This window comes from Burkholderia sp. BCC1988, assembly GCF_905339895.1.
GTDB lineage: Bacteria > Pseudomonadota > Gammaproteobacteria > Burkholderiales > Burkholderiaceae > Burkholderia.
Genome location: NZ_CAJPHA010000010.1, coordinates 234,544 through 248,782, shown reverse-complemented (window position 1 = coordinate 248,782; position 14,239 = coordinate 234,544). Strand labels below are relative to the sequence as shown.

15 protein-coding genes are annotated in these 14,239 nt (G+C 61.5%); all 15 read right to left on the bottom strand.

Annotation, left to right across the window (positions count from 1 at the left end; all coding sequences use genetic code 11):
* Nucleotides 1–6: 6 nt before the first annotated feature.
* Nucleotides 7–705 carry a type IV secretion system protein gene (locus U4012_RS17015; RefSeq protein WP_321800117.1) on the bottom strand — a complete coding sequence of 233 codons (699 nt, stop codon included), beginning with the start codon at nucleotides 703–705 and terminating at the stop codon, nucleotides 7–9.
* A gap of 209 nt (nucleotides 706–914) precedes the next feature.
* Entirely contained in the window at nucleotides 915–1,610 is a 696-nt protein-coding gene (virB5, locus tag U4012_RS17010) for a P-type DNA transfer protein VirB5 (protein WP_321800114.1), read from the bottom strand.
* A 16-nt stretch (nucleotides 1,611–1,626) separates the two neighbouring features.
* Nucleotides 1,627–2,796, bottom strand: a complete 1,170-nt coding sequence (locus U4012_RS17005; protein WP_321800112.1) for a type IV secretion system protein — start codon at nucleotides 2,794–2,796, stop codon at nucleotides 1,627–1,629.
* Nucleotides 2,796–5,261: a VirB4 family type IV secretion/conjugal transfer ATPase gene (locus tag U4012_RS17000; protein WP_321800110.1), complete on the bottom strand. Its 2,466-nt coding sequence runs from the start codon at nucleotides 5,259–5,261 to the stop codon at nucleotides 2,796–2,798. Before U4012_RS17000 ends, U4012_RS17005 begins: the two co-directional genes overlap by 1 nt.
* Nucleotide 5,262: 1 nt before the next feature.
* Complete coding sequence (locus tag U4012_RS16995; protein ID WP_059493347.1) at nucleotides 5,263–5,583, bottom strand: type IV secretion system protein VirB3; 321 nt, start codon at nucleotides 5,581–5,583, stop codon at nucleotides 5,263–5,265.
* An 18-nt stretch (nucleotides 5,584–5,601) separates the two neighbouring features.
* Nucleotides 5,602–5,898, bottom strand: coding sequence for a TrbC/VirB2 family protein (locus tag U4012_RS16990; RefSeq protein ID WP_321800106.1), 297 nt, complete (start codon nucleotides 5,896–5,898; stop codon nucleotides 5,602–5,604).
* Between the two features lie 93 nt (nucleotides 5,899–5,991).
* Nucleotides 5,992–6,663, bottom strand: coding sequence for a lytic transglycosylase domain-containing protein (locus tag U4012_RS16985; RefSeq protein WP_321800105.1), 672 nt, complete (start codon nucleotides 6,661–6,663; stop codon nucleotides 5,992–5,994).
* Nucleotides 6,660–7,208: a hypothetical protein gene (locus U4012_RS16980; protein ID WP_415750383.1), complete on the bottom strand. Its 549-nt coding sequence runs from the start codon at nucleotides 7,206–7,208 to the stop codon at nucleotides 6,660–6,662. Before U4012_RS16980 ends, U4012_RS16985 begins: the two co-directional genes overlap by 4 nt.
* Nucleotides 7,201–8,043 carry a ParA family protein gene (locus U4012_RS16975; RefSeq protein ID WP_321800104.1) on the bottom strand — a complete coding sequence of 281 codons (843 nt, stop codon included), beginning with the start codon at nucleotides 8,041–8,043 and terminating at the stop codon, nucleotides 7,201–7,203. Before U4012_RS16975 ends, U4012_RS16980 begins: the two co-directional genes overlap by 8 nt.
* 755 nt (nucleotides 8,044–8,798) lie before the next feature.
* Nucleotides 8,799–9,050: a helix-turn-helix transcriptional regulator gene (locus U4012_RS16970; RefSeq protein WP_081052594.1), complete on the bottom strand. Its 252-nt coding sequence runs from the start codon at nucleotides 9,048–9,050 to the stop codon at nucleotides 8,799–8,801.
* A 280-nt stretch (nucleotides 9,051–9,330) separates the two neighbouring features.
* Nucleotides 9,331–9,789 carry a hypothetical protein gene (locus U4012_RS16965; protein ID WP_124570587.1) on the bottom strand — a complete coding sequence of 153 codons (459 nt, stop codon included), beginning with the start codon at nucleotides 9,787–9,789 and terminating at the stop codon, nucleotides 9,331–9,333.
* Between the two features lie 154 nt (nucleotides 9,790–9,943).
* A complete protein-coding gene (locus U4012_RS16960; protein ID WP_321800101.1) occupies nucleotides 9,944–10,927 on the bottom strand; it encodes a porin in 984 nt (327 codons plus the stop codon).
* A 115-nt stretch (nucleotides 10,928–11,042) separates the two neighbouring features.
* A complete protein-coding gene (locus tag U4012_RS16955; RefSeq protein WP_321800099.1) occupies nucleotides 11,043–11,597 on the bottom strand; it encodes an amino acid synthesis family protein in 555 nt (184 codons plus the stop codon).
* Nucleotides 11,594–13,006 carry an amidase family protein gene (locus U4012_RS16950; protein WP_321800097.1) on the bottom strand — a complete coding sequence of 471 codons (1,413 nt, stop codon included), beginning with the start codon at nucleotides 13,004–13,006 and terminating at the stop codon, nucleotides 11,594–11,596. Before U4012_RS16950 ends, U4012_RS16955 begins: the two co-directional genes overlap by 4 nt.
* A gap of 52 nt (nucleotides 13,007–13,058) precedes the next feature.
* The gene (locus tag U4012_RS16945; protein WP_321800179.1) at nucleotides 13,059–14,237 is read right to left on the bottom strand and encodes an ABC transporter substrate-binding protein; all 1,179 of its coding nucleotides are present in this window, start codon (nucleotides 14,235–14,237) and stop codon (nucleotides 13,059–13,061) included.
* Nucleotides 14,238–14,239: the final 2 nt, after the last annotated feature.

The window sequence follows — 14,239 nt, the reverse complement described above, 5'->3', positions numbered from 1 at the left end:
GTATTCTCATGGCGTGGCTCCTGAAGCGGATGCCGATGGCGTATATTCCGCATCCCGGCTATAGGCAGTGACCTTGAAGCCGAACGGATTGGCGATCGCCACGCTCTCGCGTGTGAACACCGGCGGTCGGTAGGTATAAGCCAGCGTGATCACGAAACGCTGCGCAGGCTCGGCATGAGCCTCGCCGTTCTTGAACGACGTGCGCTCGACATGCACGACCGCATGGCCCGGTTCGTCGGGTGGCAGCGTGATCGAAAGAATCCGGACGCGCCGTTCGATACCCGCTCCTAACTGCTGGTCCAGTGCGTCCGGACCGCTGTAAATACCGCGATAATCGCGGGCGACGGCGTCATCGCTCATCGCGAGCACGCTGTCATAGTCCATCTGCAGCAGTCCCCAGTCGTAGCGCTCGCGGGCTCGCACATAGTTCTCGACCCAGTGCTTGTCCTGGATTTCCTTTGTGTGCACATGGCGCGCGTCGAGCACGTCGATCACCTGGGATTCGCCCGTCAGGCGATCGACCTCGATCGGCAAGGGGACCACGCGATAGAACGGCACCATCACCGCAAGCGCAATGGCACAAAACACCGCGACACCGACCGCCGAATACGCGACATACCACGCACATCGTTCAGAGCGCTCCTGGAGGTCAGTCAGCGACGCCTCGATGTCGAGCACGCGGCCATAATCGTGCGACGCGTTCATGATCGGTCTCCAACATCCGACGATGCCGGCTGGTTCGGAGCGGTGGGCACCGCCGTTGGCCAGTCCGGGACGGGCGGCACGCGATTGATCGGCACGCGATGCAAACCGTCCGGCAACACGGGTTTCGGTGGCCCGCTGCTGCAAGCGGCCAGACTCCAGGCGAGGCACCCGGCCAACGTCAGTGAGCTCAGCTTGAACATGGCGTCACCTCAGTTTCCGAATGACACAGGCACCATTCGGTCCTGTGGCCGGTTGGTCTTGCTCGCTCGGCTCAATACCAGTTCGCTCCGCTGTTCGGCCACGAGCTTGTCCTCGGTCTCGGCCAGCATCCGGAAGAGTTGCAGCTTCGTCATCTCGTTGCCGACCGCTGTCGATTCCGTCTGAATGCGCGCCTGTAACTCGGCCACGCCCTTCGGGTCCTGCGTCGCATTGATCTGTTGCGCCAAGCTCTGAATCTGGTTCAGCTCCTGCAACTCGGTCTGGTATGCCTGCAGGCCAAACGCCTTATCCTGGTAGGGCTTATTGAGCGCGCGCTGGCACAGCTGTCGATCGATTCCGGTCTGATCCTCGCAGTTGTAAATTTGGCTGGCCGAGCGCAACGCCTGCGCGCTGCCGGTCAGGCCCGCGTAACCACCGTTCTGGATGGCGGTATAGATGCTCTGCCAGTTCGATGGCAACGAGTTCGCGACGACCGGATTACTCAGCAGCGCACCGAAGCCGCGTGTACCGACCGTCGACTGGTAGATCTGGATTTCCTGCTGCACCTGCTGCTTGAGCCGACCGACAGTGGCAATGGCCTGCACCACGTTCTGCGCGTCATAGACTGGGATCCCTTGCGCGTGAGCGCCGGCGCACCACGCCGCCCATATGCATACGGCACGCATCCATCTGCTTCGTCCGTCCATGGTCGTCACCTCCCTCTCAACTGTTCTGCTGGTCCAGATGCGCGCGCGCCACGCGCTGGTAAGCCGGCGCTGCGCCGCTGCCCGATCCACCACTCGATCCGCCACCTAAACCGGTCCGGTCGCGAATCTCACCTCCGGAGCGCGGCCCTTGTCCGTTACGGCTGAACGCCCGTCCAATCGCCGTGACGAGACTTCGTGATGCCATGCCAGCCGCAAACGCCCCAAAGCCCGATAGGGTTGCGCCGCCAGACAGGCCGGCCGCAACAGATGGCAACTGCCAACCGACCATCGCGAGGAACAAGCCGGTCGCAAACATGCCAATCGCGGCGGCGGCCGGAGCGGCATCGTCAAGGGAGGCGGAAATGGCTTGCATCAGGGCTGACCAGTCGGCACCGGGTGAACTGCTCGTCGCATGGAGCGAGGTGAGCTCGGCCGAGAACGCTGTGAGCGCCATACCGAGGAACGCTGCGACAAGCACCTGCAGCAACGCGTAATTGGCAAGCTTCGCGGTCCACGCTTCGAAAAACCGCGCGGTCGGCGCAAATGCCCCGCACGCGATGAAGATCGGGCCCAGTCCGAGCACGAGTTCGAGCAGCATCCTCGCCATCACCACCTCGAAGGCCAGGACAATCAAAAAGATCGAGCCACCGAGCGCGGCAATCAGGCCGCAGAGGAAATCCCCAATCGCGGCGGCCAGACCGCTCGGGCTGATCCCCTCGTGCGTCGCCTTGTTGAAGTAGGCGTCCATCACGAGGTCAACCTGCTGGTCGTAGCAGTCGAGCGTCTGATAAATGCTGGTCGCAGCAGCCTGTCCTGTTACGCTACTGCCATTGGTCGAGCCGCATCCCGGATTACCCCCACCCGTCGTGTTCGCCGCATTCTGGATTGTCTGGGCCAGCCCCGCCGTTGCACCGTTGACCGCACCGACGACGTGCTGCTGGTAGATCCCGGCGCTCAACGCGAACGCCAGCGTGATCGCCACTTTCAACCCTCGCCAGGCAAATGCCGGCACGGCCTCGTGGGCCTCGCCGCGTACTACCGCGAGACCATAGGCCAGCACCCAGATCGTCACGGCCGTGGTCGCAACGGGCACGAGTGCCCCGGAAAGCGCCGACGACACATTCGTCACGTAGCTCGACATGCCGTTTTCAAGGGTGCCACCCACGGCGGTAAAGAGGCCACTCATCACGCACCTCCCGGACTCGGCTTTGAAGACGGTCGCGCTCCGACCTGCGCCGCGCGGCGCTTCACGAGCTCGTCATGGAATACGGGTAGCCAATCGTGCGGTGCGTCGCCGACTCGAGCACGGATCGTGTCGAGCAGTTCCACGTTGTCGGTCGTGCCAGAGAGCACATCGAGCACATCGCCGAGCCCGGCGAGATCGAGCCGGCCAATCGCGGAGCGATGGCCCTGCTTGACGAGGAACAGGCGGCTGCTCTCGCCCAGGTTGCGCACGATATTGAATTCCGCTTCGGTCAGTTTGAAGCCATGCACGTAATCGTCGTAGTCGGCACGCGGATTCGGCAGGAAGAAGAATGTCGCGCTCTGCTCGATCAGCGCACTCGCGATGTCACTACGCAACACATCGGCCGGCGACTGAGTGTCGAAAATACCAAGCCCGTTTTGTTTGCGGATCGTCTTCTGCTTGTTTTTGGCGAAATCCGTAAAGACAGGATCGCTGAGCCGCTTCCAGAATTCGGTCATCACGTAAATAAAGCGTCGACCGTCAATCAAGTGCTCGGTCCGATGCAGCAGGTACATCGTGACGGGCGTCGACACCTCGGTATCGTCCAGCAGCTCGGTATCGTCGAAACCAAACAGGTCCGCGTGCGCCAAATCGATGCGATCGGCCGGATTGTCCAACACCCAACCCAGACGCCCGCCCGCACACCATTTCGCCAACCGCGCGTGCAAGCTGTTTTCACCGACGTTCGGCAAAAGCTGCCGTACCATCGACAGGCGGCGCAGCGGTTTATCCATACGCGCGACCTCGCGAACAGCACGCGAGATGTCGAGTTCGTCCTTCGCCGACAGCGGCGCACCAATGTCGACAAGTTTGCGCACAAGGCGCTCCCAAAAGTCGATCACCAGTTCATCCGGCGCCATCTGGAACGGATTCAGCCCAGTTGGTTCACCGCGGCGGAATACCGTATAGGTCCCACCCATCGCACGAATCGCGATCTCCGTGCCGCGGTCCTTGTCAAACAGCACGGCTGTGATGCCATACTTGGTCGCCATGGCCAGCAGGAATAGCTCGAGCACCGTCTTGCCCGCGCCGGCTCGGCCGATGATCTGGGTGTTGGCAAGCGCCTTCTCGTCGAACGAGTCCTGCTTGTCCGGTGTCGCGTGGAAGTTCAGATAGAGCGGCTGGCCGCTCGGCGTCTTGACGATCGTGATTGCCTCGCCCCACGGATTACCGTCACGTTTGCCGGTCGCGAAGTTGTGCAGACTCGCCAGGCCACAAAAATTGCGCGACGTGAGCTTTGCCTCGCGCGGCCGGTAGCGCCAGTTGGCCGGCAGTTGCGCGAACCACGCCGCATCAGCCACCAGATCGATCAGTGCCGTCTGGAAGCCGGCATCGGCCAGTTGCGTACGGGCTTTGGCGATGCTTCGTGACACTTCGTCCAGCGTGTCACCGAGCACCGCCAGCGAATAGTGGTACTCGCCGAGAACGAAATTCCCGTTGATCAGCTCATCGAGCGCCTGGTCGATCGCTTCGACCTGGGACACAGCGACATCTTCGCCGGCGATGAGCTGATTGCGCTGCCGCTCCAGCGCTTCCTTCCCTGTGGGTTTGTCCAGGATCGTAAAGCTCTGCGTCTCGATATACTCGAAGTCGCCGTACAGCAAGCCATTGAGCATGCCTGGTTCGGTGTCTTCCGGATAATCCTTGAGGTCGAGCATCGCCGCGAAGCGCGTTTTCGTCGGCATACGAATCTCGACTTTCTCGGCACCGACAAACAGCCGCGAAATCGGCAGCGCCTCGCGAATCGGGCCGGCGGGCACGGGTTCGCGCTCCCAAACCCCGTTGACCAGATAGCCTAGCAACTCCAGCGCCGACGAATAGCGGCGCGAGGTCCGCCCGACGGGGCTGGGCCGGCGATAAACGCCCAGCGCAATCGGCTCGTACGGTTTGAGGCTGGATTCAACCTGGGCGGCGAGCTCCGTCATGACCTTCAATGCGTCGACCTGATCGCGTCGGATATCGTCGCGCGTGCGGCGTGCCGCACGGCTGAAGACACGTCCCAGTCGCGTGCGGTTTGGCCGGTAGACCACCGTCAGATACAACTCGTTGGCCATCATCCGGTAGCCCGAAAAGCTCCCGTAGTAGCGTGTCGCCAGCTCCTCGCAAAAGCGATTGCGGTACTGGGTCGAAAACTGGTCCGACACCCGCCGACGCAAACGATGCGACCACAGCGACACATGGCCGCCCGCGAGTCCACGCACGAACTGGTTGAACCCGTCATGCCGCGCGAGGATGTCGGCGGGATCGGCCGCCTCAAAGGCGATGCCGGCGATCTTCCAGATTTGCACGTAGTCGCCTTCGCGCGTCTTAATAATGTGGTCGGTCACATGTGTCGAGTACGGGATATAGCCGGCAAGCGGCACTTCCCGGTTCGCGACGGACACGATCGGCATCTTTCCCGCCATCTCACGCCCTCCTCTTCAGGCGCACCGGCACATAGGCATGCACGCCCCAGAAGCGGCGATTGCGCTGGCACAGCGCCATACGAACGCGTCGCCCGTGCTGCGCGAGCCGCTGGTCGTCATGGCGCGTGATCCACCGCATCGCGACGAACACGGGAATCATCAGAAAGAGGATCGCGACGCCCAGCAGCGGACTGGCCAGCAGTGCCCAGATGGCCGGAATCAGCATGCCACCGCCGATCATCAGGAACGGCACCAGCGGCACCCCCCACAGCATCGCGGGACGGGTACAGCCTTTGAAGACGGGATCTTTGAGTGCGTGCATGGTTCGGCGCCGCCCGGATCAACTCGTCGGGATCAACATGCCGGCGATGACCGTCGCGCAACCGACGAATAGGCCGCCGATAAACACATTCGCGATATCACCGAACCGGGCGTGCTGGAACATCATTCGAAATCCCGCCCAGATAATGGAAATCGAACAGATCACGCCGCCGACGCTCAACAGTGTTGTCTGGATCATGTTCAGCAGCGCATTGACCTGAGAGAGTTGCGCCCATGCCGGAACAACGAACATCAGGGACGAAGCGGCCAGAGCGATTGCGCGAGCCGTTCTTCGCCCGGATAGCAGTTTCACCATCCACACATCTATCACCAATTTATTGCATCGTATTCCTAAGTACATGTCCGACTCCGCGTCGATTGATCACCACCTGATTCCTAAAATGAAGAGCTAGAACACCACTGCACTCGCGTCCGGTTCGCGCTCCGGATCCGCAGCGGGCGACACCGCATTCACTCCGTCGTAATCGCGTCGCGATGGCTGCTGAATCAAAGATCGAGAGCGTGATGAACGGATAGGCGGCACAGAACCGACCGGTAAGACCGGAATCGGCACGATCTCCGGTACGGAAGACTTCAGCGTCGCGGCGTTCTCGACGACATGTTGTACGTAGCCCGTCCGGTAGCCGGTCGAGAAATTACCGCTCGCATAGCAGGACAGACCCGCGCGCAGCGCGGCTTGGACATCAGATTGATGATCGGTCAGTACACGGAACTCGCTGGCCTTCGCCGCCGCGCGAAAACAACGGTGGAGGATCGCCGCACCGGCCGCCAAGTTGCGGCACGGCTCAAACGCGTTCTCGGGGGTCATGCCGTAGGCCGGCCAATTCTCCCGATTCACCTGCGCGAGTCCGACGCTGAAGTTCCAGCCGGTCTCCTCCAACGCACGTGCTGTCGCGACCGCTTCGGCGGCACTCAATGGCTGTCGACGCAACCGACCGTGTACGACGCCAATCGCGTAGGGATTGAATCCAGATTCGGTCCGCACGATCGCCGCCATCGTGGTCGGGTCGATCTGCGGCGCACAGCGTTGCGCGATGGACAAGAAATCGAGCGGCATCATCGATTCCTCCAACCAAGTCGATTGACCTGCTGCAGGTGATCCGCTGTCGAACTTGCAAGGTCAAAGGTCGACGGTGCGCTGCCAGCGCCATAGAATTTCGTGACCGTCGGTCTCTGGTTTCCGACACGCCGCCAGACACGATCATCGAGTTGATAGTCGGCCTTGGCGTTGATCGCACCAATTGCGCGGCACATACGTTCGCTCTGCTCCGACCCGGCCCAGTACAACATGGGTTCTCGGCAATAGCTGGCGTCGGCGAACGTGTTGGTCGCCGATCCGCCTCGCGCGCCACCTGTAGCGAAATCGCAAGTTGGAAACGGATCACCGTGTCGCAGCGCGTCCCATAATCTTTCGATTGGCGGTTCGCATTCCGCGTACTGCTCCGGGCCACCCGGATTAGACAGACACAACATCACCTGACAGCCCCAATCGTCCGCATGCGTCGCATCGGGCCACGCCATGAACGTGCCAAGCACGACGGCAGGCGAAACCACACCGAACCGCACAGTTCGACGTATATTCGGAATCGACGTGAACTTACACATGACACGCCTCGCTCCATTCCGACTGCAACGGGGCCTCGCGTATGGCATCGAGTCGTCGAGCGATCACATCGAAACACGCGCTCATTGCCTGCCGTTTGCGATGAACAGTCAAATCGCCCTGGACAAGTTCCGCTACCGATATCCCACATGCCTGCGCCTGCGGAATGGCGTCGAGCCGAGGCAACAATAGGTGGTCTGTTGGACTTTGATCGTTCGGAGCCAGCCATGCGCCCATGGACGCCTCGAACCGCATGAGCTGAGTTTGTTGCGAAGCCGGCTCGACGCAGTTGGGCACGATGCCGATAAAGCAGAGCGACGGATTGAGGCGCGCGCGTACATCGCGCACGCCCTTGTCGCCGTTGACAAAATCGACGATCGGCGCCAATGCGTCCGGCGACAACGTAACTGGACTGATCAGCGCATCCGCGAGCGCTGCCGCGCATACGGCACGCAAATCAGGCCACGGTGAACTATCGATCAGGCAGATGTCGAACAATGCACCGACTTGGGACAACAAGTGTCGCAAGTTGGCGTAACAACGCGCGCCGACCGGATCGTCCCGATACGCAATGCCGGCGATGGTGGCTGCGGCGAGCACCCCAATGTACGGTCTGGCCGTGTCAGACAGTCGATCGCGCCGAACATTGGATGACGGGCACTTCGTCATGCGCGCGCAGGTGCCGCGTGTGAGCGAAATGGCACTGCATGCCGGCTCGGCCAGATCAAGCACCAACACCCGGCATCCACGTACCAGACGAAGATAATGGGCGAACTGACACACGAACGTCGTTCTGCCTGTACCACCATGGGCCGAAGCCACCAGAAGCGATTTCATGACCGTCTTTCCTCGGATGAGCTCCGAGCGTCGACGGCCGTCCGAGAAAAAGAGAACCCGCGGCGTCACAAAGACCACCGCGGGTTCAACGGGGAATCTTGAAACCCAACCAGCAAACAAAAAGCCTGCGATTGCGAACCAATCGCAGGCCTTCTCATATGCGCTACGGCACACCTTTCACAGACATCGATGCATCGGGGCCGCTAACGCGTACTCGGTCGTGCTACGCACGTTGACCGGATCAGATTGTTGGCTTCACTGTAGGTCAGCCGTCACGGCGATTCAAGCGCCGACGCTCGCCAACAGAACGCATTTCGTTCCCAGTCGCGCCGCAATATTCCTTGCTGTTCCTATATTTATTTTTTGTTCGGCAAGAACGTGATCTTGTCCACGACTCACCATCGCGATGCGCCTGCGCTTCGCGCTGCATGAGCGCCTATGCAACTGAACTCGCCGAACATTCATTCCGCGAACGCTACTGTGTGAACTTGCCTTCCTCAAGGGCGCGGGCAAGCGCGGACCGCGCAGCACGGAGTTCGAAATCGAACAGATGACGTGGATGGCGAACAATCTTCAGTCGTCGACACACGACCTCCCGACTCGCATGCCAGAGGTAGACCATCCGCAGAACCTCCCGATGTCGTGGCTGCAGCGTTCGCCACGCCCGGGTTACACGTTCGGCATCGCCGGGATCGTACGCGCCGCGATTCGACTGCCCCCAATTGCGAAGACGCTCATCGAGTGACGGCGATTGCTCATCGTGCTTCACCGCCATCTCCCCTGTCTTCCGTCTCGTGCGCCTGGGATGCTCGATATCGCGACGGATCGGCCAGGAATTGTTCGATATCGGTCGCCCGCCACCCTACCATTCGCCCACCAAGCGGAATGGCGGGTGGAAACGTTCCGTCTCGCATGCGCTTATAGATTGTCGACCTCGATAGGCCCGTGCACCGCTCGACTTGTCGGCGGCGCAAGATCGTTCGCGTTCCATCATCATTCCAAGACATGATTAGCCCTCCATATCCGGCACGAACATGGCCGGAACTGAAAGGCATTCAAGCAGCAAGGATGATCAGATACCAAACCCGTCGTACCGACGGGACATTCCGTCGGTTAAAAATGGTGTCTCTCCAGAGATTGCACGCGACATGCTCGTGATCCGTCGCAGCGAAGCCTAGCAACGCCATCGCGTTTCGATACGACCTTTCCACAGTGACCGATGTGGTATTGGTCACGCGGCGGCTGAAAGGATGATCTCAGGATGCGCTTACGGTAAGCTGTTTGGCTTCACGGCGCCGCGCCCGACGTCGGAATGGGCGACCGGATCTGTCCGGTCATGAATCGCTGAAGGTCTTCCCAAGCGGTGCAGTACCTGTGCATCGATACCGCCGCCAACTGCTCGTCATGGACGACTAACATCTGCTCGATCGTGGACTGCTCGCGATCGAGCAACAACCAGGCAGCGCCCTGCTCCGCACGTGCAATGCAGGCCTCCAAGGCGGCCTCGGCTTGCCGGTACAGGTTCAAATCCGCCCCCGCTCCCGTCTCATTGCGCATATAGAATGCGAGATAGACGACCCGTAGCAGACAACTGATTTGCTCTTCTCCCCCGTGACCAGCCCTTACAGCGGCCAGCGCCATATGATTTTCGAGGGAAAGCGCTCGGACCTTCGCGGTCGGCAACGGCAGAAGGTCGCCTTTGGTAAGCGGCTTGCGTCCCGCGCGTCGGACTATCGGCAAAACCATGAGCCATGAAGTGTTCGTGATGATGTTGGGACATGATACCGCCAGCCTCACGTCGAGGCAGAGCGAACCGTGCTCTGTCGAATCGATGCGTGCGCAACGCAGCCGAAGTTGGATACCGGCCCGGCCGCGTTCTGCTGCAACGAAGCGGCGCAACTTAGAACTTGACCCGCATCCCGGCGCCTACACTATTGCCAGTCGACACACCCGTGATCGTGTCATAACGCCAAGCTGCATACACATCGGTCCGCTTCGACAACGGGTAGTCGTAGCCGAGCGCGAGCGTCGACCAACGGAGATGATCTCCAACCGACGGTCGCCGCCGCGTTCCCGCCCACGACATCAGTACGCTTCCTAACCCTATCCGAACGCTTGCGCCAAACTGCACCGTATCGTCCGTGACGTGATTGTTGTTGTCCACGCGCTCGTACTGGGCGAACAGCTTGACCAAACGCAACCGATACGCGCCACCGACCATCCATGCAGTCTGAGAAGTGGCACCGTTGAGAAACAGCGATGCCGTGTGCAAACTCTGCACGGCGGCCGTCGCGGAAAAGGGACCGGCAAAGTACAACACGTTCGCGCTGTAGTTGGCCTGCCCGGCATGGCCGGCAACGCCAGCGTTGCTGTACAGCAGGCTTCCGGAGAGACCGGCAACCTCGGGAGTCTGATAAAGGAGCGAATTGTCGATCGCCGTGTCGCTCTGGAGAGACGCAGCACCCATGGCCGAGCCAAGGAAGCTATGTACGACAATCGGCGAGAACACGAACGAATTGCCGAACGGATTGAACAGCAGCGTCGACACGAACAGTGGCGCGGTATTGCGCCCCAGCGTCAACTCTCCGAAATGACCGCTCAGACCAACGAAGGCATTTCGCCCAAAAAATGACTGTCCGGGAAACGAACCGGCCTGACCGCCGTTGATACGATAAAAGCTCTCGAGCGTGAAGACGGCCTTCATCCCCCCGCCCAGATCCTCCGTACCGGACATCCCCCAATACGAAGTCGTCATCCCGCCAGAGCCGACTTGCCACGCGTTGCCGGCTGCACCAGCAGGATGCACTTCGCCAATGAATGCGTCGGCCAGCCCATAGAGCGAGACCGATGATTGCGCATGTGCGATCCCCGCACAAGTTGACATGCCTAACACCACTGCCCACTTCCCTGCGTTACCCCGAAATTTCCTTAACTGCATGATGTCTCCTTCGTCTTTGTGATTGTTTGTTCGTGTCGTGCCGTCTTGACATCGACACTGTTCAGTCCGGTCGCACACGCGCGAGCGGCCGACCGCTATCGGCCAGCGCGATCGCCACCACGATCTCGTTCGGCGCTGGCGCATCGGCGAGCGTCAGCGAGACCGTGTCAAAGTGGTCAAAGCTCCACATGTCGGTGCTGCCGTGGAGCGGAATGTCCACACATGCGCCTGGCGCGGCACGTTTGGTCACCGACGGAATCAACGACGTGGCGCCTGGCAAGCTCTCGCGCATGGCCCTTCCCATACGGGGATGCAAGAGCGCCGCCGCACATTCGAGCGGTACCGCGCTGCCCACGAGCGCGGCCTTGCCGTAGGCCTGAATTGCCGACGGCGCGACATCCAGCGCCCATCGCGCCCGTCCGGTCAGCAACGTGCCAAGCTCAGCGCCCAGTTCATAGAGCGGCTCGAGCGCCGCGAGCGGCGCGTCCGCGCGCCATTCGTCCAGCCGCAGAACCGCCGCCGCCACGACTTGCCGATGCGGCGGATCGACCTGTATTTGCAGTTCGGCACGCCGCTCGAGGAGGTAAACGACGATTTTGGTGATGGGCGGATTCATATCCGCACCTCTACGACCTCAGTCTGGCCTTGCATTGCTTCTGGCGGAGCCGGAAACGGACCACGTGCGCACTCGTACGCCCGTGCCGCGCGCAGCACCAGCGCATCGCCGCCCGACGGCCCGATGATCTGTAGGCCCGTCGGCAACCCACCAGGCAAACCACACGGCACGCTCGCCGCCGGCAACCCAGTTTGGTTGCACCACGATGTCAACGGCGGCGCCATACGCGAGTGCTCGGGGCGCCCCTCCGCGAGCGGTGGGGCACAATGGAATGTCGGCGTGAGCAGTAAGTCGTAGTCTTCAAAGAACGCGGCCATCGCGACCGTGAGCGCGTGGCGCGCCTGAAGCGCATCGACGAAGGTCGAAGTGGGGACGCTATCGCCCGCTTCAGCCAACGCAGACACATCCGGATCGAGCTGCGGCCGCGCAGAGGGAGGAAGCTGCCGGGCCCTTTGTGCAAAGAAGACCGCCCACTGGATTGCGTGCATGCGACTCTCCAGATAGCCGTCCAGCGGCTTCACATCCGTTTCCTCGACCTGTGCCCCGAGCGCTTCGAACAGGCCCACCGCCTGACGGACACTCACGGTGATGTCAGGCTCAACCTGCACACCCGCAGGCGCCGGGCAATAGGCAATGCGCAATCCGGCGATGCCATCATCCAGACCGATACGCAGATCGGAACAAGCAGGAGCCGGTCTTCGAGCATCGCTCTGGCGGGACATCACGGTCAGCATCAGCGCCGCGTCGCTTACGCAACGCGCGATTGGACCGAGCGTCGACAGGTGAGTCCAACTCACCGCCGCGCCAGCTGGCACCCGGTTGAACGACGGTTTCATTCCGACCACTCCGCTCCAGCATGCTGGGACGCGGATCGACCCACCGCCATCGGTGGCCAGCGACAACGGTCCCATGCCGAGCGCAACCGCTACAGCTGATCCGCCGCTGCTCCCGCCGGACGTGAGACGCCGATCCCACGGGTTACGGGTAATGCCAGTGAGCGGGCTGTCCGTGACGATCTTGTTGCCAAACTCTGAGGTCGTGGTTTTGCCGAACAGCAGTGCGCCGGCCTGTCGCAGTCGCGCGACCGCGGGTGCATCATCGGCCTCCGGCGCGCTGGGTGACGTGAGTGATCCATATCGGGTAGGCAGTCCGCGCACGGCGACGAGGTCCTTGACCGAGACCGGCACGCCATCCAGCAATCCACATGGTTCCCCGCGCATCCAGCGTTGCTCCGATTCGTACGCGGCGGCCAGCACGCTGGCCTCGTCGAGGCTGCACACGCCGTTGACAAGGGGATTGACGAGCGCGACCTGGTCCAGAACCGCGCAAATAACCTCGACAGGCGAGAACGAGCGGCGCCGGTAGCCGACCATGAGCTGCTCGACATTCATTCCCAGTACGTCATTCATGTGTATTCCTAAGTAATTGAGAGAGATTGGAACGTGTTTAATTACCTCATGCCTATCCCGCGCACTGCGGTGGAATTGGTCCGGCCGAGTCCAACACCGCGAAACCGTTGTCCGACAGCGCCCTGCCGATACGGGTTTGGCATAACACATGGTCGCCGTCCTGGCTCACGCCCGCCTTGCCACGCGGCAAATTCAACGAAACCCCCGACAGCGCGGCTTTCACGCGGGTGACGTCGACGCTGCCGGCCACCTTGACAGCCGCTGCAAACAGGCGAAGTCCGGCATACGTGCACTCGCCGTGCGGTAACACCACGGCCAACTGCCCTAACCGAGGGTCGTTTGGGCCAGCTTCATGCGCTGTGTAACGCGCGAGAAAGTCCCGGTTCTCCGGGTTCTCGACGCTCATGAAATACGAGGAAACGCCAACGATCCCGGTCGACGCGCCCGTGGTCGCGATCGACAGCGACTCATGCGCAATGTCAGTTACCAGTTGCGGTTTCATGCCGAACGAGCGGTACTGCTTAACGAAGGTGACCGGATCGTCGCCGATGCTGTGCCAGACGATCTGTGGGCGCTGGCTTGCGATCTGCTGCAACACCGCACCATAATCGCGTGTGCCGAACGGCAACCAATACACGTTGAGAAACTGCCCGCTGTAACGCTTCACCGCTGCCTGCAGCGCGGGCACCAGCACCTTGCGGTTGCTGCCGATGTCCGAGACCACCGCGCAGACCGTGCGACCACCCTTGCGCATCAGCCAATCGATCAGTGGATCGACGCGCTGGTTGACAGTCAGGCCCGTAGTGAACAGATTCGGATCGCAGCGCCCCTCGTCGAAGTTCGGGTAGATCACGAGCCGCCCAGCGGACTTGGCGGCCTGCAACGCAGCTTCGCGCTCGGACGGTAGCACCATGCCGGCCAGGACCGCGACCTCATCGCGCATCAACAGTTGCCGGGCCTTCTGCAGCGTCACGGCGGTGGACATCTGCGTATCCTCGACGCTCAGTTGCAACGGGCGTCCCAGCAATCCCCCGGCGGCGTTGATTTCGTCGACAGCCAACTGCGCACAGTTGCGGTTGGTCTCGCCCACGCGGGTGAGCGGACCGCTCAATGGCGCGAGCAAGCCGATCTTGAGCGACGTGGTGGCCCGTACCAACGACGGCATAGCAGAAGTGGTGAGTGCGCCGACGGCACTGAATAAGGCGGTTCGGGTAAAGGCGCGACGATTCATCG